General features: G+C 39.8%; 27 protein-coding genes and 2 rRNA genes. 21 read left to right on the top strand and 8 right to left on the bottom strand.

Features of this window, described 5'->3' with window-relative positions:
- Nucleotides 1–27: 27 nt before the first annotated feature.
- The 3 genes from L0657_RS09945 to L0657_RS09935 all read left to right on the top strand — a co-directional run bounded on the left by L0657_RS09945 (nucleotide 28) and on the right by L0657_RS09935 (nucleotide 2,742).
- A complete protein-coding gene (locus L0657_RS09945) occupies nucleotides 28–813 on the top strand; it encodes a ferritin-like domain-containing protein (RefSeq protein WP_235150464.1) in 786 nt (261 codons plus the stop codon).
- Between the two features lie 243 nt (nucleotides 814–1,056).
- Complete coding sequence (locus L0657_RS09940) at nucleotides 1,057–2,289, top strand: sulfite oxidase (protein ID WP_235150463.1); 1,233 nt, start codon at nucleotides 1,057–1,059, stop codon at nucleotides 2,287–2,289.
- 24 nt (nucleotides 2,290–2,313) lie between these two features.
- Nucleotides 2,314–2,742: a hypothetical protein gene (locus tag L0657_RS09935; RefSeq protein ID WP_255717807.1), complete on the top strand. Its 429-nt coding sequence runs from the start codon at nucleotides 2,314–2,316 to the stop codon at nucleotides 2,740–2,742.
- 1 nt (nucleotide 2,743) lies between these two features.
- On the opposite strand, the gene L0657_RS09930 is transcribed toward L0657_RS09935, so the two are convergent.
- Nucleotides 2,744–3,331 (bottom strand): Uma2 family endonuclease, encoded by a 588-nt coding sequence (locus L0657_RS09930; RefSeq protein WP_235150462.1) that lies wholly within the window; start codon nucleotides 3,329–3,331, stop codon nucleotides 2,744–2,746.
- Nucleotides 3,332–3,432: 101 nt separating this feature from the next.
- Here L0657_RS09930 and L0657_RS09925 point away from each other — a divergent pair, with 101 nt between their 5' ends.
- From L0657_RS09925 to cysM, 11 genes are all read left to right on the top strand, one after another.
- Nucleotides 3,433–3,987, top strand: a complete 555-nt coding sequence (locus L0657_RS09925) for a thermonuclease family protein (RefSeq protein WP_235150461.1) — start codon at nucleotides 3,433–3,435, stop codon at nucleotides 3,985–3,987.
- A gap of 27 nt (nucleotides 3,988–4,014) precedes the next feature.
- Nucleotides 4,015–4,632: a hypothetical protein gene (locus tag L0657_RS09920; protein WP_235150460.1), complete on the top strand. Its 618-nt coding sequence runs from the start codon at nucleotides 4,015–4,017 to the stop codon at nucleotides 4,630–4,632.
- A 99-nt stretch (nucleotides 4,633–4,731) separates the two neighbouring features.
- The gene (locus tag L0657_RS09915; RefSeq protein WP_235150459.1) at nucleotides 4,732–5,874 is read left to right on the top strand and encodes a hypothetical protein; all 1,143 of its coding nucleotides are present in this window, start codon (nucleotides 4,732–4,734) and stop codon (nucleotides 5,872–5,874) included.
- Nucleotides 5,875–5,913: 39 nt separating this feature from the next.
- Nucleotides 5,914–7,296, top strand: a complete 1,383-nt coding sequence (locus L0657_RS09910; protein WP_310588276.1) for a hypothetical protein — start codon at nucleotides 5,914–5,916, stop codon at nucleotides 7,294–7,296.
- Nucleotides 7,297–7,336: 40 nt separating this feature from the next.
- A complete protein-coding gene (locus tag L0657_RS09905; protein WP_235150458.1) occupies nucleotides 7,337–7,846 on the top strand; it encodes a GNAT family N-acetyltransferase in 510 nt (169 codons plus the stop codon).
- A gap of 146 nt (nucleotides 7,847–7,992) precedes the next feature.
- Entirely contained in the window at nucleotides 7,993–9,702 is a 1,710-nt protein-coding gene (locus tag L0657_RS09900; RefSeq protein ID WP_235150457.1) for an AMP-binding protein, read from the top strand.
- Between the two features lie 75 nt (nucleotides 9,703–9,777).
- On the top strand, nucleotides 9,778–10,014 hold the full coding sequence (locus L0657_RS09895) for a hypothetical protein (protein ID WP_235150456.1): 237 nt from the start codon (nucleotides 9,778–9,780) through the stop codon (nucleotides 10,012–10,014).
- A complete protein-coding gene (locus tag L0657_RS28045; RefSeq protein WP_310588275.1) occupies nucleotides 10,014–10,214 on the top strand; it encodes a hypothetical protein in 201 nt (66 codons plus the stop codon). Before L0657_RS09895 ends, L0657_RS28045 begins: the two co-directional genes overlap by 1 nt.
- A 274-nt stretch (nucleotides 10,215–10,488) precedes the next feature.
- Nucleotides 10,489–11,220: an alpha/beta fold hydrolase gene (locus L0657_RS09885; protein ID WP_235150455.1), complete on the top strand. Its 732-nt coding sequence runs from the start codon at nucleotides 10,489–10,491 to the stop codon at nucleotides 11,218–11,220.
- Nucleotides 11,221–11,306: 86 nt separating this feature from the next.
- Nucleotides 11,307–12,515 (top strand): S9 family peptidase, encoded by a 1,209-nt coding sequence (locus L0657_RS09880; RefSeq protein ID WP_235150454.1) that lies wholly within the window; start codon nucleotides 11,307–11,309, stop codon nucleotides 12,513–12,515.
- A 171-nt stretch (nucleotides 12,516–12,686) separates the two neighbouring features.
- Nucleotides 12,687–13,559, top strand: a complete 873-nt coding sequence (cysM, locus tag L0657_RS09875; protein WP_235150453.1) for a cysteine synthase CysM — start codon at nucleotides 12,687–12,689, stop codon at nucleotides 13,557–13,559.
- A 119-nt stretch (nucleotides 13,560–13,678) separates the two neighbouring features.
- Here cysM and L0657_RS09870 read toward each other — a convergent pair whose 3' ends face one another.
- The gene (locus L0657_RS09870) at nucleotides 13,679–14,098 is read right to left on the bottom strand and encodes a cytochrome B (protein WP_235150452.1); all 420 of its coding nucleotides are present in this window, start codon (nucleotides 14,096–14,098) and stop codon (nucleotides 13,679–13,681) included.
- A gap of 152 nt (nucleotides 14,099–14,250) precedes the next feature.
- On the opposite strand from L0657_RS09870, the gene L0657_RS09865 reads away from it, so the two are divergent.
- The 3 genes from L0657_RS09865 (at nucleotide 14,251) to L0657_RS09855 (ending at nucleotide 15,706) form a co-directional block, all read left to right on the top strand.
- Nucleotides 14,251–14,553, top strand: coding sequence for a DUF4286 family protein (locus tag L0657_RS09865; RefSeq protein WP_235150451.1), 303 nt, complete (start codon nucleotides 14,251–14,253; stop codon nucleotides 14,551–14,553).
- A 229-nt stretch (nucleotides 14,554–14,782) separates the two neighbouring features.
- Nucleotides 14,783–15,160 carry an HPF/RaiA family ribosome-associated protein gene (locus L0657_RS09860; protein ID WP_235150450.1) on the top strand — a complete coding sequence of 126 codons (378 nt, stop codon included), beginning with the start codon at nucleotides 14,783–14,785 and terminating at the stop codon, nucleotides 15,158–15,160.
- Between the two features lie 132 nt (nucleotides 15,161–15,292).
- Complete coding sequence (locus L0657_RS09855; RefSeq protein WP_235150449.1) at nucleotides 15,293–15,706, top strand: MaoC family dehydratase; 414 nt, start codon at nucleotides 15,293–15,295, stop codon at nucleotides 15,704–15,706.
- A 55-nt stretch (nucleotides 15,707–15,761) separates the two neighbouring features.
- Here L0657_RS09855 and L0657_RS09850 read toward each other — a convergent pair whose 3' ends face one another.
- Both L0657_RS09850 and L0657_RS09845 read right to left on the bottom strand, forming a co-directional pair.
- Complete coding sequence (locus L0657_RS09850) at nucleotides 15,762–15,941, bottom strand: histone H1 (protein WP_194123229.1); 180 nt, start codon at nucleotides 15,939–15,941, stop codon at nucleotides 15,762–15,764.
- Between the two features lie 256 nt (nucleotides 15,942–16,197).
- On the bottom strand, nucleotides 16,198–17,469 hold the full coding sequence (locus L0657_RS09845; protein WP_235150448.1) for a pyridoxal phosphate-dependent aminotransferase family protein: 1,272 nt from the start codon (nucleotides 17,467–17,469) through the stop codon (nucleotides 16,198–16,200).
- A gap of 187 nt (nucleotides 17,470–17,656) precedes the next feature.
- Between L0657_RS09845 and accC the strand changes: the two genes are divergently transcribed.
- The 3 genes from accC to L0657_RS09830 all read left to right on the top strand — a co-directional run bounded on the left by accC (nucleotide 17,657) and on the right by L0657_RS09830 (nucleotide 21,254).
- On the top strand, nucleotides 17,657–19,162 hold the full coding sequence (accC, locus tag L0657_RS09840; RefSeq protein ID WP_235150447.1) for an acetyl-CoA carboxylase biotin carboxylase subunit: 1,506 nt from the start codon (nucleotides 17,657–17,659) through the stop codon (nucleotides 19,160–19,162).
- A gap of 268 nt (nucleotides 19,163–19,430) precedes the next feature.
- The gene (gene queA / locus L0657_RS09835) at nucleotides 19,431–20,480 is read left to right on the top strand and encodes a tRNA preQ1(34) S-adenosylmethionine ribosyltransferase-isomerase QueA (protein ID WP_235150446.1); all 1,050 of its coding nucleotides are present in this window, start codon (nucleotides 19,431–19,433) and stop codon (nucleotides 20,478–20,480) included.
- Between the two features lie 99 nt (nucleotides 20,481–20,579).
- Entirely contained in the window at nucleotides 20,580–21,254 is a 675-nt protein-coding gene (locus tag L0657_RS09830; protein WP_235151385.1) for a 2-C-methyl-D-erythritol 4-phosphate cytidylyltransferase, read from the top strand.
- 13 nt (nucleotides 21,255–21,267) lie between these two features.
- Here the strand turns inward: L0657_RS09830 and L0657_RS09825 are convergent, their stop codons facing one another.
- Together L0657_RS09825 and L0657_RS09820 are read right to left on the bottom strand one after the other, a co-directional pair.
- Complete coding sequence (locus L0657_RS09825) at nucleotides 21,268–22,083, bottom strand: tetratricopeptide repeat protein (RefSeq protein ID WP_235150445.1); 816 nt, start codon at nucleotides 22,081–22,083, stop codon at nucleotides 21,268–21,270.
- Nucleotides 22,055–22,540 carry a hypothetical protein gene (locus L0657_RS09820; RefSeq protein WP_235150444.1) on the bottom strand — a complete coding sequence of 162 codons (486 nt, stop codon included), beginning with the start codon at nucleotides 22,538–22,540 and terminating at the stop codon, nucleotides 22,055–22,057. Before L0657_RS09820 ends, L0657_RS09825 begins: the two co-directional genes overlap by 29 nt.
- 274 nt (nucleotides 22,541–22,814) lie before the next feature.
- Between L0657_RS09820 and L0657_RS09815 the strand changes: the two genes are divergently transcribed.
- Entirely contained in the window at nucleotides 22,815–23,609 is a 795-nt protein-coding gene (locus L0657_RS09815) for a class I SAM-dependent methyltransferase (RefSeq protein WP_235150443.1), read from the top strand.
- A 310-nt stretch (nucleotides 23,610–23,919) separates the two neighbouring features.
- Here L0657_RS09815 and rrf read toward each other — a convergent pair.
- Nucleotides 23,920–24,031 (bottom strand): 5S ribosomal RNA (gene rrf / locus L0657_RS09810).
- 149 nt (nucleotides 24,032–24,180) lie between these two features.
- A 23S ribosomal RNA gene (locus L0657_RS09805) occupies nucleotides 24,181–24,319 on the bottom strand; the annotation flags it as partial.

Raw genomic sequence — 24,319 nt, 5'->3', positions numbered from 1 at the left:
TCCAACAGACTTCAACTTTTGACCAATATGGACATTTTCAAAATAGTAGACGAAATTCAAAAAATAGATGGTGATGCAGTGGGCCGTTTGGAACATGCAACCCGCCGTCATTTTATGAGCAAAATTGGAAGTAAACTTGCCGCAGCAGCAGTGCCGACAGTTTTTGCATCCATTGTTAACAAAGCTTATGCACAGTCAGCAGGAGCAATTGATATCTTAAACTTTGCGCTTACGCTGGAATATCTGGAAGATGATTTCTATCAGCAAGCAAATGGAACGGCAAACCTGATTCCGGCAAGTGATAAAACGATTTTTACGCAAATCGGAAAACATGAAACGCAGCACGTAGCATTTTTAAAAGGTGCGCTTGGAGCTAAGGCAGTCGCTAAACCAGCTTTTGATTTTACAGGAAAAGGTGCTTTTGCTACGGTCTTCTCTGATTACAACACATTCCTGACTGTTTCTCACGCATTAGAGGATACAGGAGTTAGAGCTTACAAAGGACAGGCGGGTGGCTTGATGGCTGACCCAGCTCTTCTTGAATATGCGTTGCAAGTTCACTCTGTTGAAGCAAGACATGCTTCGATCGTTCGTAAATTACTTGGTGCTGCAACTGGAAATGTTGCGATTAAATCTTGGATTACAGGAAATGAAGGCGCTCCGGCTGCTGTTTATGCAGGTGAAGATAACAAAATGCAGGGCGGTGTTAACTTAACAGGTCTTGCAGGAAAATCAGATGCTGCGATAACCGAGGCATTCGACGAACCGCTTACAAAAGAGCAGGTACTTGCCATTGCAGGCTTGTTCTTATAACAACTTTAAGGTAACTGAATGAATAACGCATAACCCACCCTGTTGAACATATACATACACTTTCAGTGCAAGTGATAGTTCAAAATCAGTGTTACACGCTATAATTCATGAAAATGTAAAAAGGTTATCCTCAATAGGGTAACCTTTTTATTGTAAATTCGGTAAATTTGAACTTCTGACAGCTTTGAAAATAAGGTTTCCTGAACAAAGCCGTTATAATTGTTATTAAGCTGAACCCATAGTATGAATTATCTCTTTGACAGACGCGGTTTCCTGAAAAAATCAAGTCTAGCTGCAATCGTTGCCACACTTGGAAGCGAAATTGTTTTTGCTGAAAATCTACCCAAAAATTATATACCAATTGGTTTCGGAGAAAAAGATGCTCTGAAAGGGAAAAATACGAACCTGATCGTTCAGGGAGATCGCCCATGGAATGTAGAAGCTCCGCTTGATTTGTTGGACGACCGCATTACGCCTGTTGACAAAATGTTTATCCGTAATAATGGTTTGATCCCGGAGACTATTGACGTCAAAACCTGGACGCTGACTATCGACGGAGAATCTGTCAAAGCTCCTAAAACCTATACGCTTGACGATCTGAAAAAGAAATTCAAGCATTATACCTATCAGCTTACACTTGAATGTGGAGGAAATGGCCGTTCAGGATATCTTCCCGCTGCTTCGGGTAATCAATGGGGACAAGGTGCCGTGCATTGTTCGGAATGGACGGGCGTCAGACTAAAAGATATTCTCGCCGATGTAGGAGTTAAAAGTGACGCTGTTTATATCGGATATCACGGAAAAGATCTCCATTTAAGCAAAGATCCAAAAAAAGAAGCCATTTCAAGAGGTGTACCTATTGCGAAAGCCATGGAAGACGAAACCTTGATTGCGTGGCAGTTGAACGGAAAAGATATTCCGGAATTTCATGGATTTCCTTTGAGATTGGTTATCGGCGGCTGGCCAGCTTCCGTTTCAGGAAAATGGTTAAGTGGCATTTCCGTTCGTAATAAAGTGCATGATGGAGCAAAAATGGAAGGCCATAGTTACAAAATGCCGAAAAGTCCTGTTGCACCAGGAACTGAAATTCCAACAACTGATGAATTTTACAGAATCATCGAGTCTATGCCTGTGAAATCGATGATTACGTTTCCTAAAACAGGAGCATCGATTTCCTCAAACGACACGCTACCTTTGCGCGGACATGCCTGGGCGGGTGATTTTTCTGTAAAAAAAGTAGAGGTTTCCATTGACTTCGGAGCGACCTGGCTTGATTGCAAATTGGAAGCCCCAGCGAACCGGCTTGCCTGGCAACACTGGAATACCAACATCAAATTTCCTGTGAAAGGTTATTATGAAGTTTGGGTTCGCGCGACTGATGAAAAAGGAGTTGCACAGCCGATGGTTATTCCGGCATGGAACCCGGGAGGTTATTTGAACAATGCCTGCGAAAGAATTGCTGTTAAGGTTGGATAATACGATCCGGAAAATAATATATAAATGAGAATCAAAGCAACACTCATCGTTTTTCTGGGACTGGGAATTTTATTCAGTTCATTTCGACAGGAAACAAAAACTCAAAACGGAATTTCTTCTGATGAACTTCCGTCAATTTCTACAACCAGATTTTTATCTGACACAACAAAACTGGATAAGGAAACCGGACTTGTGGTGGATGAAAATCTATACATGGTAAAGGCGCAATGCACAGGCTGCCATTCTACAAAGCTGATCAGCGCTAATCATTTCACCCGGGATGGCTGGAAACAGAAAATCCGCTGGATGCAGGCAAACCATAACCTTTGGGATTTGGGCGAAACTGAAAAACAGGTTTTGGATTATCTGGAAAAAAATTACCCTCCGAAGCAAATGGTTTCGCGTCGCGCGCCATTGAAGGATTTTAAATGGTATGACTTGAAATTAAAATAATTTATTCTGCAAAGATATCACCGACCAACATTTCGAAGCCAGGCAGGATAGAGGAAGTTATTATTTCTTCCTCTATAAAAGGTTTCAAGCCAATGTATTTACCCTCGTCATTGAGGATGTAAACAAGTACCAAGTGTTCAGTAGAATTTACCAGCCAATATTCTTTGACGCCGTTTTCTTCGTACACCTCAAACTTTTCCTTCATTTCCTTTTTAGAATTTCCAGGCGAAAGAATTTCAATAATAAGGTCCGGCGCGCCAATACAGCCACGATCATCCAATTTTTCCAGATCACAAATCACACAAATGTCAGGTTGCACTACGGTGTAAACCTGAGTTGGGCTCGCTTTCCTTTTCAACCGAGACAATCTGACATCAAACGGTGCCATATATGCCTTACAGGTCGTCTGCTGTAAAAAGTTATATACTGCAACACCTAGTTTAAAAGAAATATCCTGGTGACGTCTGTCAGGAGCTGGTGACATTTTGAAGATTTTCCCTTGAATTATTTCCAAACGCTCTTCAAAGGTCCATTGAAGGTAATCTGCGTAGGTATAAGTACCATCCATGTCAAGCTGGTCAATGGTCATAAGCTGTTGGAATAATTTGTCTATTTAAAGATAAACAAATCTTAACAAGTCTCTGGCTGCGAAGTATTCCTTACCTTTGCAGTCCAAACTTTTCAGTATAAATGCGCGTGCCAATTTCCAAAATTTCAAGTTACAGATTATTAGTTCATTATCTTATTGCGTTTTCCCTATTGCCAGGATTGCTGTCTTTGAAACAAAAAGAACAACCTGTTGACAAGTATAAAGGGATTGTTAAATCCAGCACTTTGCCGAGCCCGCTGAAAGCAGAAGTGATCGGTATTCAGGATGGTGATACCATAGAAATGAAATTTATTTTTGATGGTAAAAAGGCTGGTTTACGCCAGGGAAAGGCTATCAGAATTCGATTTTTGCATATTAATTCTCCCGAACGCGGAAAGCCTTTTTATAAAGTTGCCAAGCAGTATACTTCTGAAAAATGTTTTCATAAAATTGTTACGATAAAACATAACGGTGAATTTGACAGATACGGAAGACTTTTAGGTGAAGTAATTTTACCAAATGGCTCCGTGCTTAACAAAGAACTGGTCCAGCGAGGTCTGGCGATCCATTTCAAAAAGTATTCTACGAGTCAGGAATATGCTAATCTTGAAATTAACGCACAAAAGAAAAAGCTGGGCATTTGGAGTATTCAGTAATTTCAGATTAGGATAGTTATACAAACGATGAATTCAGCTGCACTTTTCCAGATCTTATATCAGCATGACGTACTTTTTCAAGTGCCGGGAGAAATTATTATAGCGCCTCAGCAACAAGAAAATCTCCCTGAAATCATCGATCAACCTGAATTAGTTGAGACAAAAAGCGAAACTCCGACACTGAAACAAACTGTTTCAATTCCTGTTTCAACTGTTAGAGAAGAAGCTGTACAACCAACAAAACCTGCTGTTCCCCAAACCCAGTTTCCTGTTTTAAATCATAAAGTCCTCATACTGGTTGATGAACCGAAACAACGCGAAATGCTTGTATCTGAAGCTTTATTTTTGGATAATGTTTTGAAAGCTGTCGGACATTCCCCGGAAAATTCGGATATACTTAATTTCAGTTTTCTTTCAGGACCAGATGCAAGAAGTGTTCTCTCGGAAAAGCGCATCAATTATTTCATTACGTTTGGAGTTCCTTTGATAAAACTGCATCTCGATCTTTTACTCCCGCCTTATACGCCAAAGCAAGTGGAAGGAATATGGTTTTTACTAACTGATCCACTTCCGGTCATTGAAGCTGATCGTGATTTAAAGAAAAAACTCTGGACTGCATTGAAACAAATGTTCCCAAAGTCTTAGTTTCAAGCGCTTTACAGTACTAAATCACCGGTCATCACAATAATATTGGCTAGTTGCCAGTTTTGATGGATACTTGCGGGCTAAATCCATGAAAAACTTATGGGAAAATTCACTGAACGTATCTCAAACTGGTTCCGTTATTTCGACAAAAACGAAGAAATTTTTTACGACACCAATCCTGAAACAACAATAGAAGCTACCTCCGGCTTCAAAGATACCATGCCCCAAAATACACCGAATTTATCTGTCCCATACCCGACAACAGTTAATAATAATTTCACCCAGCCTGAGAAAAATCCTGGCTTGACAGTCAAAAGCGAAGTGGCTATTCCATATTGGTTGCAAGACGAAGATACCTTACGCGATGAAGGCGTTCTTTTTGGGTTATCCGAATCCGATCCAACTGAAAAAACGGATATTATCCATAAATACTTTTCACACCTGGCTGCGGAACATTTGAGCAGCATCGAACAGCACAACGAACGCATTCAGGAATTGAATTTATTTATTGGTCAGAAAAACAATCGTTCGGAAGAACTTAATGAAAAACTCAGAAATCTGGTAGCTTCCGGGCCTAATGGTGATCATCAGTTGCCTCGCACATTGATTGGCCTGACACTTTCCATAGCGATGTGTACCGGCAACTTTTTTCTGATCAGAGAATCTCTGAAACCCGCTTTCGCCGAAAGTTCATGGATCGCCCTGGGCATTTTTCTGGCTGGTATGTTCAGTTTATTTGGCAGAATTTCAATGTTTCATGATACCGAATCCCGTGTTTCGTGGCGTTCGTTGCTTGAAGAAGTTGGTTTACCCTTTGCAGCAGCGCTATTTGTTTTTGCCAATGCTTTGCCATATCAAGGCGCCTGGCAGGCAGTTGCGCTTTTTGTATTTGTTTTCTTCCTGTTTCTTTTTGCAGGAAAATTGTTGCTCAGCAACGTAACTGTTTTGAGAAACGACTTGCTTATTCTGTTCAATGGTAACCGTAATCGTAAAGAATTCGTCGAAAATTCAGAAAACTGGGAGAATGAAATTCAGATTTTAAAAGGTGAAATTGATGAATTACGCATCAAAAAGTGGCAGGTTCTTCGTGAACAAGGCCAGTCCGAAACAGAGCGCGACCGTATTTATGCAAGACGTGATATGTTAATTAAACTCTTTGAAAGCGAGTTTTTTCTGGCAAGACGTATGAAAAACCAGCTAAGCAATAAGCAATTGCAGGAGATAAGAAGAAGTGCGGAATAATTTTTGCGCATCACATCGAATGTTATAAAAACTTAAAAAATGATGGACGAACAAAACAGCGACTACCAACATGGCTACGCAAGCGGCCTTGAAGGATTGGACCGCCAGGTTTATGAAGCATATTTGTCGAGTAATGTTAGCCACGATTGGGTGCTGGATCGCCTCAATCAAAAGCGATTTGAACTTGATGCAATAAAAAACAAAAGGCAGGAAACAATTCGGGTTCATAAGCAGTCGTATGATAAGCTTCAGGATCAGGTTATGGGTGTAAACCACAGCGCAAAAAAAATCAAGGATCTTGATACTTCCATCTGGAATATTGGACAGCAGACAGAACAACTGCTTGATAAGAGGAAAGAATCCGCACCATATTATTCGTTGGTCGCTGGCCTTATCTTTCTTGTTGCAGGAATTTCATTTATAGCTGGTGACCTTATTATTTCCCATGAAATTGTCGCATATGCCCTGAATATTCGTAACCCAAACGAAGCATGGGCGTTTGCAATTGGTCTGGCCATGTTATCTGTCTTGTTAAAACCTGCATACGACCGACTGATTGAGGAACCTTATCAAAAGGAAGGTACTGAGAAGGCCAAAAGTCGTTATGCAAAATTCAAATTGATCTTATCAGTTTTTGCGATTGTTACGCTGATCATCCTGGGTTGGTTTCGTTATGAGGCATATCGTACCGACAAATTGAAAGAAGCGATTAATAAATCAGTGAAGGGATTACAGTTGAATGCGGTTGACCCAATGACCGGTGCTCCGATCAACAGCCCGGAACTTACCAATAAAATTGAACAGGCACTTCGTAACTCCGACCAGCTAAATCTTAACTTGGTAAATAGTCCCTGGGCGCTTTTGTCTTTCGTAATGAGTGGAGTACTTTTTGCAATTGCTGGTGCAATCTCGCTAGGAATGGCGTTGCCCGTGCTGCAAGGTTTCTGGATGCGCTGGTTACAGATTGATCCCAAATTATGGCGGTTAAGAAGACGCAAAAAGAAGATTGAAAAACAAATGGACGAGCTGCAGGTGACATTGACCCAACAACTTGCTCAGAAAAATATTCTCGAAAACGATATTGCTGTCTTGCCTACCTGGGAAGAATTAAAACAGGAAGAAATCGATATCCGAACTGAAATCGAAAATCTGGAAGAAGAAAGGAAACTTGCCCTTACAGATAGTCGAATCCAGTCTTTCGGAGACGGTTATGCCCACGGACAAGTGACCCGTGACATCATGACGGAAGAAGAATTTGAACACTGGAGAAACGGACACATGACGGTATCCAATCTCGCATTACGCGCAAAGTCGAATCCTTCTGACAGAGCTGTTACCCGTTCAAAAAGTTCAGGAATGCGTCCTCATCAGGCGATACGGAAAGCGATCACAGATAAATTCGATGAAGACAATTCGTTGTGATTTTGTAAATTCGGCTTTGATTTGACAATTTAACTTTAAAATGCTTCAAAGCCCTCGTTTAGATATTGTTCCGTGCGACGACACACTTTTTGATGCGATAAGAATGGGCAACAATGTCCTTGGTCGTGTCATGGGTGTAAATGTTCCAAAAAAATGGACTGAATTCCGTGATACTTTTACGCCTTCCTATCATCGTTGGAAGGCACACCCACCTCTTCGCCTTTGGTGGGTTTATTTAATTATATACAAACAGGATAACATATTAATTGGCTCCTGCGGCTACAAAGGCGAACCGGATTCTAATGGAATGGTAGAAATTGGTTATGAAATAACGCCATCACATCGCACCATGGGTCTTGGTACTGAAACAGCCCGTGCACTTTTGGAACATGCTTTTTCACAAAGTGGAGTATTAAAGGTAGTTGCGCATACGCTGGCCGAAGAAAACGCTTCCGGACATATCCTGGAAAAGCTAGGTTTTGTAAGAACTGAGGATGTAAAAGATCCGGACGAAGGCCCACTCTGGCGATGGGAAATTTCGAAGAGATAAACAATTTGTTGCTTTGTATTACCTTGTCGTATGTTTTTCGTTTAAATGATCAAGAAAATAAATTGGACAGATTCAATATTAATTTGTGTCAATTGTTTAACTTAAAATCCTGAAAGCGACATCATCAACTTTTTGCGACAGAACCCATGATTGCCATATCCAAAGAAACATATCCCTGGCTAAAATTTTATACGCCAGGAGTGCCATACGAAATCGATCCTGATGCGTATTCCTCACTCATTGAAATGCTGGAAACCGGTTTCAGGTTATTCAAGGATAGGTCTGCATATGCAAACATGGGTAAAGAGCTCAGCTTTGGAAAATTAGATGAGCTTTCTCGGAATTTCGCAGCTTACCTGCAAGGTCTGGGTTTAAAAAAAGGTGACAGGATTGCTATCCAAATGCCAAATCTATTGCAATATCCGGTGGCGATGTTCGGTGCATTACGAGCAGGACTGGTCGTTGTAAATACGAATCCGCTTTATACGCCACGGGAAATGCAGCACCAGTTCAAAGATTCAGGTGTTAAAGCCGTCGTAATTCTTGCAAACTTTGCTTCACACCTCGAAAAAATAGTTAATAATACTGAAATTGAACATATTATCATCACACAAATTGGCGACTTACTGGGTTTCCCAAAAAAGGTTATAGTCAACGCAGTAGTTAAATATGTCAAGAAAATGGTACCGGCTTATCATATCCCGAAAGCCGTTCCCTTTGCAGAGGCGCTTTCAATAGGTTCAAGTCTGGAATATCAAAAACCGGTTGTCTCCAATATCGACATTGCATTTATCCAATATACTGGCGGAACTACGGGTGTGTCAAAAGGCGCGCTACTGACGCATCGTAATCTCATTGCAAATGTGGAAGCAAATAATGCCTGGCTCAAACCGATCATGACGAATATGGAAGTGCCAATTTTCGTAGCTGCACTTCCATTATATCACGTTTATGCATTAACAGTCAACGCTTTGTCCGGAATAAAAATTGGAGCAATGAACGTTCTGATAACTAATCCAAGGGATATGAACGCATTTATTTCAGATCTGAAAAAATATAAAATAAATGTTTTCACAGGCGTTAACACGATGTTTAATGGCCTGATGAACAATCCAAAATTCAGCGAAGTTGATTTCAGTGAGTTAAAAGCAACTTCCGCAGGAGGTATGGCGCTGCAAAAAATTGTGGCAGAAAAATGGCTGGCATCAACAGGATGTGCAGCGACCGAGGGTTATGGACTTTCTGAAACTTCACCTGTTTTGTCTTCCAATTTGCTCGTAGGTGAAAATCGTATCGGGACAATTGGTATTCCCTGGCCCAGCACAGCCATGCGAATTTTACGCGAAGATGGTTCGTGGGCAGATCTTGGTGAAGTAGGTGAAATATGCGCGGCAGGCCCGCAGGTTATGCTCGGATACTTCAACCGGCCGGAAGAAACCGCTCAGGTTATTTTTGAACAAGACGGAATGCGCTGGTTCAAAACCGGAGATTTAGGATATGAAGATGCTAACGGCTATTTTAAAATTGTGGACCGAAAAAAGGATATGATCCTGGTTTCCGGATTCAACGTTTATCCAAATGAACTAGAAGATGTCGTGGCACAATGCCCGGGAGTTTTGGAAGTGGCCTGTGTCGGGATTCCTGATGAGAAATCCGGAGAACTGGTCAAACTTTTTATCGTAAAAAAAGACCCTGAACTTACTGAGGAGCAGGTAAAAGCATACTGTAAAGAAAATCTTACGCCTTATAAATGTCCAAAGAAAATCGAGTTCCGTACAGAGTTGCCTAAGACAAACGTAGGTAAAATATTACGCAGGGCTTTGCGCGAAGAAGAAATGGCGAAGCTGAACAAATAGATTAATTATCTGGTTTAAATTGATGTATCTTTCGATCCACAGAAATTTTTATTTGAATAACTTTTCAATCATATTATGAAACAAGTAATTCTAAACGTTCCTGAAAGTCAATTTGCTTTTTTCATGAAGCTAGTTCGTGCATTAGATTTTGTAGAAATTGAAGAATCGGCAAAGGCAAACGACGGTCTTTCGTCAGAACAGAAAGAAACTTGGGAAAATATTAAAGCTGGTTTTCAGGAAATGGAGATGGTAGATAAGGGGTTAATTACATCACGCCCCATACAGTTTCTGCTAAACGAAGTCGAAAACTAATGTTTAAAATTTTCACTGTTAAAAACTTTGATAAGGAGTTAAAAAAACTTTTGAAAAAGTACCCATCACTTCTAACTGATTTAAAAAAACTTATCAAAGAACTTGAAGAAGATCCATATCAAGGTATTTTGCTTGGAAAAGATTGCTATAAAATCCGAATGGCTATTTCCTCAAAAAACAAAGGAAAATCCGGCGGGTGAAGAATCATCACTTGCGTTAAAATTTCAAAGGAAACCGTAACGTTACTTTCTATCTACGACAAATCTGAACAAAATGCCATTTCAGATAGTTTTTTGATTCAGCTTTTACAGGATAATCAATTGAGTTAAAATTTTGTCTTGTCTCTATTTCCCCCACTACTTCCAACATTAAGTCTCCATTAATTTACAATGAATTCCTGATCAAAAGCTGATTTTACTCTCGGTTTATGTATATTTAACCAAAGAATAACTCAACCTTTAAGAGTAAACTGCTATGAATCTACACAGAAAGACACTTGTATTACTGCATGGCCATGGCGTTGATGATGCAATTTGGGATAATATTGATGCTTTGATAAATGAATATTACACGGTCATCAGACCAAATATTTCCCTCTTCACTTTTTGCCATACAGTTGAAGAATATGCTGATGAATTACATCGATTTCTTACGACAGCGGTAATAGAGAAATGTACACTGATCGGCCACTCGATGGGTGGTTATATCGCTCTGGCCTTTGCTGAAAAGTATCCGGAAATGCTCGAAGGTTTTGGACTGTTTCATTCCACTGCTTACGCCGATGACGAATCCAAAAAACATCAGCGCAACCAGACCATCGATATGCTCCGGAATTACGGAACAGAAATGTTTTTAAAAAATATGGCTGCAAACTTATATGGAGACAGGTTCAAAGAACTTTATCCGAACAAGATAAAAGAGCATATCGAGCGTTATGGAAAACTTCCCGCCGAAGCATTGATCACAGGACTTAACGCAATGCGTGAAAGACCTGATCGTACAGCCGTTTTAGCTGCGATGCCTTTTCCTGTTTTGTTCATTATCGGTATGCAGGACAAACTGATTCCTTTTGAAAGTTGCATCAGCCTTTCAGAATATCCGAAACAAAGTTATCCATTTATTCTGGCCGAAGCTGGTCACATGGGAATGGTGGAAAGACCTGACGCATCTGCCCGAATGATAAGTTGGTATATGGATAAAATATAATTATCAGAAAATCAGATTATCTTTATCAAAAACAAGTCAGTGTTCGTTATCTCAGACAGAACACTGACTTGTTTCCTTATAACGGTATGAAAAAACACATTTCTACATTTCTCTTTCGTAAAAGCTGGGCGCTTTTAATCTGGAGTTTACTTCTTCTGACCGCTTGCAGCGACAACGATAATCCTGTTGACCCAGCACCATCTGAGGAAAATAAATATTTAGTATCAAGTACATTCATTAAAAATTCTACAAGAGACGATATTCTGAAAATCAATCCTCTTTTGGCATTCTATGTTAAAAATGATATTAAAGTTTACAAGATTACTTATAAAACCAAGAATACTGATGGGTCTGACATCATCGCTTCTGGTGCCATTTTAATGCCCGTAACCGATCAACCGGTCTCTATGATTAGTGTCCAGCATGGCACTATAACATCTGATGATGCTGCACCCTCAAATTTCAAGGACGGTTCAGAAGCTGCAACATTTGGTTCAGTTTTTGGCTCTATTGGCTATATCATTTCCTATCCCGACTATATTGGCTACGGTGCATCGAAAGATTTACCTCATCCATACGAACATCGTGCAAGCCTTGCATCCTCAACGTTGGATATGTTACGAGCCGCAAAAGAACTTTTGAAACAACAGACGGATGTGAAATGGAATGAAAAATTATATGTAGCAGGATATTCAGAAGGCGGATATGCAACCATGTGTTTACAGAAAAAAATTGAGGAGGAAGCTTCATCTGAATTTAATCTGAAAGCATCTAGCTGCGGTGCCGGTGCTTATGATAAAACGGCATTTATGAAATATGTCATTAACAGCTCTGTCAATGATGTGGCTTCTTATAACTCTTTGTATCTATGGGTTATGCTTACTTACGACAGAATCTACAAACTCAACAAGCCAAAAACATATTATTTTAAGGATCCTTATGCTGCTCAGATAGAGCGACTTGGTATCGAAAATCCGATTAATGTCAGTTTTAATACCATATTAAACGACTCTTTCAAAACAGCAATAAATACTGGAACCGATACCGGCTTTATCGCAGCAATTGGTGATAACGATGTTTATGACTGGAAGCCTAATACGCCTACCCGGCTATTTCACGGTGATGCGGATCCGCTGGTGTTTTATTTTAATTCAGTTAATGCAGAAGCGGCCATGAAAAAAAGAGGTGCTACAGATGTACAGCTGATTCCTATAATCGGCGGGACACATTCTTCGTCTATCACTACGTTTTTGCTTGGAACTTTGGCATTCTTCACAACTCCTAAATACCAATAAACCATTACCTTTGCAATCAATTAAGTCTATCAGACAAATATGGTTGTGATCAAAATTTATTATTTCTGTCTTTCACATAATCGGTTCGAGATGAACCTGAATGTTGCTGTGCGATGTTGTTTGTTTATAAAATGACATTACAAATTCACATCACATTTTATAATTTACTTCATGTCCGCACTTCTTGATTTAGTAGGCAATACTCCATTGGTAGAATTAAACCGTATCAATCCGAATCCAAACGTTAAACTTTACGGTAAATTAGAAGGAAATAATCCTGGCGGCAGTGTAAAAGACCGCGCTGCTTACAGTATGATTAAGGGCGCTTTGGATCGTGGTGAGATTAAGTCTGGTACAAAGTTAATTGAGGCCACGAGTGGTAATACTGGTATTGCATTGGCAATGATCGCCCGATTATTTGCTATTGAAATAGAACTGGTTATGCCTAAAAATTCAACCAGGGAACGTGTTTTGATTATGGAAGCTTTCGGCGCGAAAGTGACATTAATTGACACGATGGAAGAGTCTCGTGATTACGCAGAAGAAAAAGCCAAAAATGGTGATTTTTTTATGCTGAACCAGTTTGCAAATCCTGATAATTGGAAGGCACATTATAATACGACCGGCCCTGAAATATTACGTGATACCAATAAGGAAGTAACGCACTTTGTCTCTTCAATGGGTACAACCGGGACCATCATGGGCGTTTCCCGCTATTTAAAGGAACAGAATGAAAATATCCAGATTGTTGGATGCCAGCCAACAGATGGTTCGAGTATCCCTGGAATCCGTAAATGGCCGGAGGAATATCTTCCAAAAATATTTGATAGAAATCGTGTTGACCGAGTAATTGAGGTGACTCAGGAAGATGCCACTTTCATGACGCGGCGTTTAGCAAAAGAAGAGGCAATTTTTGCTGGAATGAGTAGTGGAGGAGCCGCCTGGGCTGCTGTTGAGCTGGCAAAAGAACTCGAATCCGGAACAATCGTATTTATAATCTGCGATCGGGGCGACCGATATCTTTCAAGTGATTTGTTTGGGTAAGCTATCGGCAGTCAGCAATCAGCTTTCGGCTTTCTTATGGAGACTTTAAGCTAAACCTGTCAAATACAACGACTTCCAGCGGGCAGTCGATGGCCGACCGCCGAAAGCCGATTGCCAGATCAGAACCATGCTGCTCCCAGGTTCCTGAAAGGCCAAGGAATAGCTGCCAAAATAATGATTAATGCCATTCCGTAAAAGTAAAGAACAGTACGATGTTTGTCGGCGCCCGCTAATTTTTTTGAGCGAACGCGTCCTACTGTAATAAGGACGATAGCGATTACCATCATGAAAACGTGCTCGATCGTATAGAATCGTATGACCTTGTTACTGATCTCTCCAAAATTCACCAAAGGGCTCATCGTATAAAGCACCAAGCCAATCAGCAATTGCGTATGAGTGGCAATCAGAGCGAATAAATAAACTTTGCTGTCGCCTTGTTTGTTATTCTGCCAGTTTGAGTAAGCGATTATAACAGCTGCAATCAATAATCCTAGGACAACATAACGTAAGCCCGAATGGGCACGTATAAGAGCGTTCATATGTAAAACGGGTTATGGTGAATCGTACGCCTGCAAAGGTAATTGCGAATTGAGCATATCACAACAATTGATGTAACTGAAATGATAATAGTTAACGATTAATATTTAAAGCGCGATATTTGCGTAAGTTTTCAAATTGAAATAAATAAAACATGATCCTTTTTAATATCACTGTGAATATCAGCCACGCCGCTGAAAAAGATTGGTTAAAATATATGAAGGAAGCGCATATTCCGGCCATTATGGCCACTGGGCTGCCGGTTGAAACAAAGTTGTTAAGGCTTCTTACGGAAATCGAAAACGAAGGCGCGACCTACACAAACCAGTTTATTTTCCGAACCATGGAAGATTTCATGGCATACCAGACCGAGTTCCAGGCAGATTTGCAAGAGCGCCATCATGAAAAATTTAACGGTCAATATGTCTCTTTCAGGACACTTTTAGAGGAAGCCTGAGAGGATCTTGCCAATTTATTGAAGCAAAAAAGTTTTTATACAAATCCTTAACATTCGCTTGACATTACGGTAATCTTTCTCTTTATTTAGTATACCGTAAGTCTTCGAAATCTTTTGGGAGGAAAGGGCGGTTTGGAATTTGCAACGTGAGATGCGAGCCGCTTTAGTAACCAAGAGAATTTTCAAGGCCCGGTTGGAAGTAATGTTTTACCATAAAACTTAAGTGCTTATGAGACTGCAAATGCAAGCAATTCACTTCGACGCTGACCCAAAATTGTTGACATTTATTCAACAAAAAATGGATAAACTCGATACTTTTTACGATAAGATCACAAGCGGTGAAGTATTTCTTAAATTGGACAAGAGTGACAACGCCAAGTTACATACTAAACTTCTTGAAGTAAAAATATACGTCCCCGGTGGAACAATGTTTGTGAGGGAACAAGGGACAACGTTTGAAGAGGCGACTGATTTAGCGATTGATACCTTAAAAATGCAGGTAAAAAAGTTTAAAGACAAGCGGAACAAGGCAAGGGCTCCAAAAATAATGGATGGAGTTTTACAGGCGGACGAAGTGGCTGCCATAACGGAGGACATAGAAGAATAAAATCATATAGGTAAAACAAAAATAAGGCTGCCCTAGCGGGTAGCCTTATTTTGTTTTAAAGCAATTTCCAAACCGATTTGGACAGATCAGCGAATTAGCCGATTTTTGCCAAAAATATAAACAAAACTATTTATGAATATTGAACCTGTTGTTAATGCCACCTTCGATCATCCTTTTCGATTTTCACAGGAGCAGGTTATTCAATTTGCAGCGCTGACTGGCGATAATAACCCGCTTCACCTGGATGCGGAATATGCGGCAACAACAACTTTCAAACGCCCGATTATCCATGGGATGCTGGGCGCAACAGTTTTCACAAAAGTATTAGGAACTCAGTTTCCTGGATTTGGATCAATCTATCTGAAACAAACAGTGGAATTTTTAAGACCTATGTTTGTAGATACAGATTACAAAGCTGTTTTTACAATTAAAACCATTGATCCGGTTAAACATATTGCTGAAATATCAACTGAAATTGTTGACATAAATACAAAGAAAGTCGTGACAAGAGGCATGGCCACGATGATCAATCAGGAGAAATTCTAAACAAAAATAGCCCGATTAAAACCGGGCCTTTTTTGCAAACCGTAAAGCCGGTTACTTATTCGCCTTCGTTCTTTTTATTCTGTACTTCCGAACGGATTTCCTGAGCCAAAGTTTTTAGCTCTTGCATTCCTTTGCGTACACGCGTTCCGGCAGCCTGGTTCGCTTTATTGTAAAACTTATCGAAATCGCCTTCAAGCGATAGGATCAAATCTTTAACTTCATCAAATCTTGCCATGTTTTTGTTTGTTTTTAGTTAAAATGCCTCTAACAAGCTAGAAACGCATGTTTTGCCCGAAATTTAACAATTAAAAGCATTACCGCAACCCTAAAAACAAAAAAAAACAATCTTATAATCCAATTTTAGGTTAGTAACCTACATAACTATTTAAATATCAATTAATTACGTTAAATAAATATTTCAAAGTCAGCCCACAAAAAAAGAGGACATTTTGCTAAAAAACGTCCTCTTAACTCAATAGACAATGATTTTGCTACTCGGCAACCTCTTGAACATCTTCAATCTGATAAACTCTATTCTTCAATTTATCAGCTAAGGTTGTAAATGCTTCCAATGTATATTCTACATCCTCCAAAGTATGTGATGCTGTCGGAATGATACGTAACATAATCTGTCCTTTCGGAACAACTGGATACACAACAATCGAACAAAAGACACCCATATTTTCTCGTAAATCACGAACCATACGCGTTACTTCCGGAACTCCTCCTTCGCTGTGAAGGAAAACTGGTGTTACAGGCGATTCCGTCTCTCCGATATTAAATCCACGGCTTCTCAAACCATTTTGCATAGCCGCAACATTCTCCCATAATTTGGTACGAAGCTCCGGCATTGTCTTAATCATTTCAAGACGTTTTCTGCAACCTTCCACGTAAGGCATAGGAAGTGCCTTGGCATATGTTTGAGAACGCATGTTATATTTTAGATACATAATGATTTCAGGATCATCTGATGCTATAAATGCTCCAATGGCTGCCATCGATTTTGCGAACGTAGAAAAGTAAAGATCTACTTCTTTTTGAACACCTAGCAATTCATGAACACCGGCACCGGTTTCACCCATAGTCCCAAATCCATGCGCATCATCTACCAACAGTCTGAACTCGTACTTTTTCTTTAATTCAACGATGGATTTTAGATCTCCCACTTTCCCGGACATCCCGAAAACACCTTCCGTGATTACCAGTACACCACCACCTTTTTCATTTGCAGCTTTTGTCGCACGGATCAGATTTTTTTCAAGGCTAGCCATGTCATTATGGTTAAACTTGTAATACTGACCCATTTTTGCCTTATGCAAACGAATCCCGTCGATCAGGCATGCATGAGATTCAGCATCGTACACGATCACATCGCGGTGATCACAGATACACTCAATTGCCGACATGACGCCCTGGTATCCATAATTCAGCAAAAAGGCATCCTTTTTACCTACAAATTCCGCAAGTTCTTTTTCAAATACTTCATGCAACGTTGAATTACCTGACATCATACGTGCACCCATCGGATAAGCCAATCCCCACTTTGCCGCAGCTTCGGCATCTACCTTACGCACCTCCGGATGATTCGCCAGACCCAAATAGTTATTAAGGCTCCAGTTTAAAACTTCACGCCCCATAAACCGCATTTTGGGACCCAGATCACCTTCCAGCATTGGAAATGAAAAGTAATGATGGCTATTCAGCATTTTAGCCGGTGTTCCTATCGGGCCTGAGTTATTGTGCAGTTTCTCAAAAATATCCACTCTCTCTTAATTTATGTGGGTAACAACTTGTAATATATGTTAGATAAATGCAAAAATAAAAAAAATTATAATACATTAAGTATAAACCTTATATTCAAGGAATTGTCACTAGCTAAAATATAAAGATACAACTTTTATATTTTGAATTAATTTCGCATATCTTGTTGCCTCATAGTGATCTGATTACATGACTGAAATTAAAAAAATTCTGGTTGCAAATCGTGGTGAAATCGCCATGAGAATACTGCGTACAGCACGCGAGATGAATATTGCCACAGTCGCAATATTCAGTGAAGCCGATCGTAATGCCCCCCATGTTCGCTACGCAGACGAGGCAGTTTGTGTCGGCCCGGCTCCTTCATCTGAGTCCTATTTAAATACAAAAAAAATTTTGGAAGTTTGCCACCATTTAAACGTTGATGCAATTCATCCAGGTTACGGCTTCCTTTCGGAAAATGCTGAATTTGCGAGAAAAGTGGAAGAAGCCAATCTCATTTTCATTGGCCCATCGCCGGAGGCAATTGAAATTATGGGTAGTAAATTGGCCGCAAAACAAGCTGCTTCGCACTACAATATCCCGATGGTACCCGGAACTGCCAGCGCTATCGAGGACCGCGAGGAGGCAAAACGCGTTGCTTCTGAAATCGGCTACCCCATCCTGATAAAAGCGAGCGCCGGTGGTGGAGGTAAAGGAATGCGTATCGTTGAGAAGGAAACAGAATTTGACGAACAAATGGATCGCGCAGTAAGCGAAGCTATTTCTTCCTTCGGTGATGGAGCTGTTTTTATTGAAAAATATATAACATCCCCTAAACACATTGAAATTCAGATACTGGGCGATCAACACGGAAATATAATTCATTTATTTGAACGCGAATGCTCCATACAACGTCGACATCAGAAGGTGGTAGAAGAAGCTCCGTCAATTTCCATAACGCCCGCCATACGTGAGGATATGGGCCGTTGCGCCATCGATGTCGCCCGCTCCTGTGGATATTATGGAGCAGGAACGGTAGAATTTATTTTGGATGAGAATAAAAATTTCTATTTTCTGGAAATGAATACCCGCCTGCAAGTTGAACATCCGGTGACTGAATTAATAACGGGTATTGATCTGGTCAAGCAAATGATTTTTATTGCTGAGGGGAAGCCGCTGGCTTTTAAACAAGAAGAATTACACCTCAAAGGCCATTCCATTGAGGTAAGAGTTTATGCGGAGGATCCGGCAAATAATTTCTTACCAGACGTAGGTACGCTGCGAAGATATATCAGACCGCAAGGAAATGGCGTAAGGGTCGATGATGGCTTTGAAGAAGGAATGGAAATTCCGATTTATTATGATCCCATGCTGGCAAAGCTGATCACTTATGGACAAAACCGTGAAGAAGCGATTCAAAAAATGATCAGAGCCATTGAAGAATACCACATTTCAGGCGTTCAGACAACTCTATCATTTTGCCATTTTGTGATGCAGCATGAAGAGTTCACTTCCGGACGTTTTGATACTAATTTTGCTAATCGTTTTTTTCATCCGGAATACCTCAATTTTACTCAAAACGAGACTGAAAAAGAACTTGCTGCTATGATATCTGCTTATTTAATGCGACAGAAAACTCCTCATAACGCTGGTCAAACGGAAGTGCAAACCCATTCTATCTCTAAATGGAAGACACAACGGTTAAGTCGTCACTAAAAAATAAGATTTTACTGGGAATTCTTCTTGCAAATTCATACTTTTGCGGTCTTAATTTTTTGCTATATAAAATTATTAGGAATTTGCGGGAGGACTTATCTAAAAATTAAGTTTCCACAGAGAGGTTTATCCTTTATGAGTTAAGATATTATTGTCCAGTAAGATATAGTTAATTGAACGTTCAGTAGATATCCTATTTTTTGAATAAAATTTTCGACCGCCCCATTTTTGTCTCACGACTTATCGACTTTCACCGATTTAACAAGCTATGAAGCTATCCGAATTTAAATTTGATCTTCCTCAAAGCCTGATTGCACTTCATCCTTCCGACCGCGGCGAATCACGCCTTATGGTAGTCAACCGTGCCACCGGAGAAATAGAACATAAAATGTTTCCTGACCTGATTAATTATTTTGGGGACGGAGACGTAATGGCAATCAATGATACCAAAGTTTTTCCGGCTCGGTTATATGGCCAGAAGGAAAAAACAGGAGCTAAAATTGAAGTATTTTTATTACGCGAACTTAACCGCGAAATGCGTCTTTGGGACGTACTGGTCGATCCGGCACGTAAAATTCGTGTTGGTAATAAATTATACTTTGGTGACAGTGACCTTGTTGCAGAAGTAATTGACAATACAACGTCCCGTGGTCGTACAATCCGTTTTTTATATGACGGAGATAACGACGAGTTTATGAAACTTGTTGACCAATTGGGCGAAACACCACTTCCTCCGGAAATTATTTCGCGCCGTAAAGTTGAAAGCGCTGACCGTGAACGTTTTCAAACGATTTTTGCAGAACATATTGGAGCAGTAGCTGCGCCGACAGCCGGTTTGCATTTTACGAAAGCAATGATGAAACGCCTTGAAATTAAAGGTATTAATTTTGCACCGGTTACTTTGCACGTTGGTTTGGGCACGTTCCGTACAGTAGATGTCGAAGATCTAACAAAACACAAAACAGATTCTGAAAATTATCGCATTACCCAACCAAGCGCTGATATTGTAAATGCAGCTTTGGACGGTAAAAAACGCGTTTGTGCTGTTGGTACAACTTCCCTTAAGGCGATTGAATCATCTGTTTCTGCAAGCGGACACCTAAAAGCTGTTGAAGGATGGACGGATAAGTTTGTTTTTCCTCCTTACGATTTCAAAATTGCAAACGCCATGGTATCTAACTTTCAGCTACCTGAATCAATTTTATTGATGTCAGCTTGCGCATTTGGTGGTTTTGATTTGGTTATGAAAGCTTACGAAATGGCGATCAAGGAGAAATATAAATTCTTCACTTATGGAGACGCGATGCTGATCATCTGATCCTGGCATCAATAGAATTATTTTTGTCATTTATTAACATATTAGCTAAGCTTTGTGTTGATAAATGACATTTTTTTGAAATACCGAAACCGTTTTATTATGCAGGAATATGTGATCATCGTCGCAGGTGGCTCAGGAAGCCGGATGAAAAGTAATATCCCAAAACAGTTTATTCCTGTCAACGGATTACCCATTTTGATGCATACGATTACGGCATTTAGAAATTACTCTGACACCTTACAGATAATTCTTGTTCTTCCAGAGGCTCAGTTTGACTATTGGAATCACCTTTGTAAAACGTTTTCATTTACTGAGACATATTCACTTGTAGCCGGTGGTGAAACAAGATTTCACTCTGTTAAAAATGGTTTGGATAGTATTACAGCAACTGATGATGCCTTTGTGGCAGTTCATGACGGCGTGCGTCCTATGATTAGTAAAGAAATAATTTCGGAAAGTTTTCAAAATGCTGCCCAGTTTGGTACAGCAGTGGTTAGCGTGCCATTAAAAGACTCAATCAGAATTATTGAAAATTCTGAGAAAAATACGGCTATGGACCGGTCAGCCTTCAGATTAATTCAAACCCCGCAAACTTTTCGAATCGACTGGATGAAAATAGCTTTCGAAAATCCCTACCAATCACTATTTACAGACTGCGCCAGCGTTCTGGAATTCCAGGGTTACCAAATTCATTTGACAGAAGGATCTTATGAAAACATTAAAATAACGACTCCGGAGGATTTGAAGCGGGCTGAGATTTATCTTAAAAATTAAGTTTAGTAGACATTCATTGCCGCTCAATCTCAACCAAGGAAATCTGTCGTAGATAGTTAACGTATACCTCGTTATCTTCATTCATACTATATCCTTGATTAAAATATTGCTTTGCAAATTTAAAATGCAAATCGGAATCAGGATTTCCAATTGCCTTGAATAGTTGTCCTAAAAAATAATTAGCCTCTGGCAATTGTGAATAATATATAAGACATTCCTTGAGATTTCTTTCAGCTTCAATATAATCCCTCTTTTCAAATTGAACTATCCCCAAATAAAGCAAAGAGTTAAAATGGATATCATTGTCTTTTCCCCTGCTCTTTTGTTGTTCGATATCCTTTAAAAACATTTTCTCCGCTTCCTCCAAAGCTCCGGTTTCAAGATAAGCCAGGCCGCAAAAAAATGAATAGGTATGGTCCATTACACTAGCATTGGGCACTAGTTGCTCCGCCAGCTGGAAGTCAGTTAGAGCCTTTTCACAATTTTTTGTAAAAATGCAGTGCAAAAATCCACGGTATGCAATCCATCTCTTCGGATCAAGCTCCACCGCTTTATCTTCCAGTTCAAACGCCTTAGCATAATCTCCGCTTTTCAAATAAGGAATAGCCTTTTCCTGATAAGCATCTGCGATATTGGGACAAATGGAAATCAGGCTGTCCCAGTTTGCCTCCCAATCCGGATGATTATATCCAAATTTCCAGGCTTTTGCAGAGTATACTTCCAAAAGGCTATCCTGAGCAAATTTAGAGCTGCAATCTATTTTTTGCTGTGAACGACTTGAAGTCGGAATAAGCAAAATGCTAAGGAATAATATTAATAATTTCCCCATTTTTTATTTTAAAAGAAACGAAAGCGACGTAATTGATATTATTAAGATTTTCCACCCGAAGGTGTGTCTTCCACAGACGCATTGTTTTTAGATAACTGTACAAGTCATTCACAAATTCCTTTTCAAAATGGAATGGTTTATAATTTTCATCTGTTTGTTGCACCAGAACACGGCTCATAATACCCTCACAGTCAATAATAAACCGAAAAGTAACATAGCCGCTACCAGAATTTATTCGTTCTTTGGACTTAATAAAGTTTCTTGATTCAGCCAATAAAAGCGCCGAAGACACTGGATACTTGGCCTTTACCTGATAATAAAATATCTGATACGGCGGAGCACAACCAGGGCTATACACCCTGGTTGTATCCATAAATTCTCCTTTTGGAGTAATATAATTTTGCCCAAACAGACTTATGGATGACAGTAATAAATATAACCTAAAGACAACTTTCATTTGTCCAGCGGATTAACAGATTGGAAACACTCCTGGGATCTTATATAACAAAGAGACTGTACGCTGAAAACATGTGTTATTCTCAGACGGCAACTTCACTATGGAAGTCACATGTTCCAATTCAATGTTTTGCAATATGTACTTATTTAACTTCAGACGTCAAAGATAAAAATCTAGCTCAGCCTAGCTCTCAAACCAGGATTAATTTACTTGTATATGATATATAATTAAAAAATAGTATTTTAACCCGAAATATCATAAACTCAATCGTTGCATGGCAAATTTTTTGAATAATCTTAGGTTATACTTTGGCGTATGTCGCAGAGTTGGGTCCACCCTTACAGTCGGCATGTTGGATGAAAAACGCAGAAACAATCTTTTAGCCCTTTATAATCACTACGAAAATAAAGATAGCCAACAAGATGTCACACCTATTGATCCTTTTATACTTCCTAAAACGGATGTATTTGAATTGTTTGGAAATGACAATGCTCAATATGAGGGAGTTTATGAATGTGGTTTCGGTCACACCACCGAGTTCGAATTGAAGGTGATCAGTAATCTTGTCAAAAAATTCGATCCGAATAGTATATTCGAAATCGGAACTTTCCAAGGAAGAACGACATTGAATATGGCTTTGAACACAAAATCTAACGCTGTAATTACGACTTTGGACCTGCCGAGTGAAGGTTTGAGCTCTACTGCTATGGAAATTGAGGAAGGGGAAATAAGGTATGTAAAAAAAGATGTATCCGGAGAAAGATTTATTGGGCATCCGATGGCACAGAAAATCACGCAGGTTTTTGGGGATTCTGCTACTTATTCGTTCGCCAATTATCAAAATACGATTGATCTCGCTTTTATTGACGGGTCGCATGCCTATGAATATGTTATAAATGACAGCAAGAAAATTTTATCAACCATGCGCCCAGGAGGACTAATTATTTGGCATGATTATACCAATTGGGAAGGAGTATGGACTGCCCTAAATGAGTTGTATCTTTCAGATTCGAGATTTAAAAACATTAAGCACATAGGAGGAACCAGCATCGCAATTTTACAGGTTTAAATAAAAAGTAAAATTTTATTTATACCGCAAGTAAAAACGAAGATATTATCAAAAACCATCCCGATAAACGAGGTGGTTTTTTTGATTTTACCGCATTGCAAGTGATAAAATTCTTATGTGAGGGTGGCGGAAATTGCTACATTTTCTATCCACAATGTTTTGAATTGGAGTAAACTCAGAGCGGATCCCGGCGCTTAGGCAATCAACGTGGGCAGTCGGCCAAGCCTTGGACTGCGCCTCCCTTAGAGGCGGTGGCGATAAACGAAAAAAGACCATCCTTTCGAGATGGCCTTTTTTTATTGTAATAGTATTGTGGCGACTACCTACTTTACCAGGTTTGACCCAAGTATCATCGGCGGTTCCGGGCTTAACTTCTCTGTTCGGGATGGGAAGAGGTGAACACCGGGCCAATAGCCACCAACAAGATCTTTGTGAGTGTACAATGATTGAATGAGAGAATGATAGAGTTTTGAATGGTGGCTGCAGATGCAGTCATTCATTTATTCACTCATTCAAAATTCATTCATTGAATTTCATGTCATATTGGAAGCAAAAGAGAATGAGTTAAAAGTTGTGCAAGCTGTTGGGTAATTAGTACTGCTCAGCTGAATGTATTTCTACACGTACACCTGCAGCCTATCAACGTCGTAGTCTACAACGACCCTTGTGTGGAAGATTCATCTTCGGGCTAGTTTCGCACTTAGATGCTT

Origin of the sequence: Dyadobacter sp. CY345 (assembly GCF_021502725.1) — a bacterium.
Taxonomy (GTDB): domain Bacteria; phylum Bacteroidota; class Bacteroidia; order Cytophagales; family Spirosomataceae; genus Dyadobacter.
This window is presented reverse-complemented; position numbering and strand designations above follow the sequence as displayed.

Bases quoted from the DNA above. Each gene is read 5' to 3' on its own strand.
- L0657_RS28045 (WP_310588275.1), top strand. From the start codon at position 10,014: ATGTTTAAAATTTTCACTGTTAAAAACTTTGATAAGGAGTTAAAAAAA.
- L0657_RS09885 (WP_235150455.1), top strand. From the start codon at position 10,489: ATGAATCTACACAGAAAGACACTTGTATTACTGCATGGCCATGGCGTT.
- L0657_RS09915 (WP_235150459.1), top strand. From the start codon at position 4,732: ATGGGAAAATTCACTGAACGTATCTCAAACTGGTTCCGTTATTTCGAC.
- L0657_RS09935 (WP_255717807.1), top strand. From the start codon at position 2,314: ATGAGAATCAAAGCAACACTCATCGTTTTTCTGGGACTGGGAATTTTA.
- L0657_RS09870 (WP_235150452.1), bottom strand. From the start codon at position 14,098: ATGAACGCTCTTATACGTGCCCATTCGGGCTTACGTTATGTTGTCCTA.
- L0657_RS09820 (WP_235150444.1), bottom strand. From the start codon at position 22,540: ATGAAAGTTGTCTTTAGGTTATATTTATTACTGTCATCCATAAGTCTG.
- L0657_RS09905 (WP_235150458.1), top strand. From the start codon at position 7,337: ATGCTTCAAAGCCCTCGTTTAGATATTGTTCCGTGCGACGACACACTT.
- L0657_RS09815 (WP_235150443.1), top strand. From the start codon at position 22,815: ATGGCAAATTTTTTGAATAATCTTAGGTTATACTTTGGCGTATGTCGC.
- L0657_RS09900 (WP_235150457.1), top strand. From the start codon at position 7,993: ATGATTGCCATATCCAAAGAAACATATCCCTGGCTAAAATTTTATACG.
- L0657_RS09830 (WP_235151385.1), top strand. From the start codon at position 20,580: ATGCAGGAATATGTGATCATCGTCGCAGGTGGCTCAGGAAGCCGGATG.
- L0657_RS09880 (WP_235150454.1), top strand. From the start codon at position 11,307: ATGAAAAAACACATTTCTACATTTCTCTTTCGTAAAAGCTGGGCGCTT.
- L0657_RS09910 (WP_310588276.1), top strand. From the start codon at position 5,914: ATGATGGACGAACAAAACAGCGACTACCAACATGGCTACGCAAGCGGC.
- queA (WP_235150446.1), top strand. From the start codon at position 19,431: ATGAAGCTATCCGAATTTAAATTTGATCTTCCTCAAAGCCTGATTGCA.
- L0657_RS09825 (WP_235150445.1), bottom strand. From the start codon at position 22,083: ATGGGGAAATTATTAATATTATTCCTTAGCATTTTGCTTATTCCGACT.
- L0657_RS09920 (WP_235150460.1), top strand. From the start codon at position 4,015: ATGAATTCAGCTGCACTTTTCCAGATCTTATATCAGCATGACGTACTT.
- L0657_RS09860 (WP_235150450.1), top strand. From the start codon at position 14,783: ATGAGACTGCAAATGCAAGCAATTCACTTCGACGCTGACCCAAAATTG.
- L0657_RS09855 (WP_235150449.1), top strand. From the start codon at position 15,293: ATGAATATTGAACCTGTTGTTAATGCCACCTTCGATCATCCTTTTCGA.
- L0657_RS09930 (WP_235150462.1), bottom strand. From the start codon at position 3,331: ATGACCATTGACCAGCTTGACATGGATGGTACTTATACCTACGCAGAT.
- L0657_RS09850 (WP_194123229.1), bottom strand. From the start codon at position 15,941: ATGGCAAGATTTGATGAAGTTAAAGATTTGATCCTATCGCTTGAAGGC.
- L0657_RS09895 (WP_235150456.1), top strand. From the start codon at position 9,778: ATGAAACAAGTAATTCTAAACGTTCCTGAAAGTCAATTTGCTTTTTTC.
- L0657_RS09865 (WP_235150451.1), top strand. From the start codon at position 14,251: ATGATCCTTTTTAATATCACTGTGAATATCAGCCACGCCGCTGAAAAA.
- L0657_RS09940 (WP_235150463.1), top strand. From the start codon at position 1,057: ATGAATTATCTCTTTGACAGACGCGGTTTCCTGAAAAAATCAAGTCTA.
- cysM (WP_235150453.1), top strand. From the start codon at position 12,687: ATGTCCGCACTTCTTGATTTAGTAGGCAATACTCCATTGGTAGAATTA.
- accC (WP_235150447.1), top strand. From the start codon at position 17,657: ATGACTGAAATTAAAAAAATTCTGGTTGCAAATCGTGGTGAAATCGCC.
- L0657_RS09945 (WP_235150464.1), top strand. From the start codon at position 28: ATGGACATTTTCAAAATAGTAGACGAAATTCAAAAAATAGATGGTGAT.
- L0657_RS09925 (WP_235150461.1), top strand. From the start codon at position 3,433: ATGCGCGTGCCAATTTCCAAAATTTCAAGTTACAGATTATTAGTTCAT.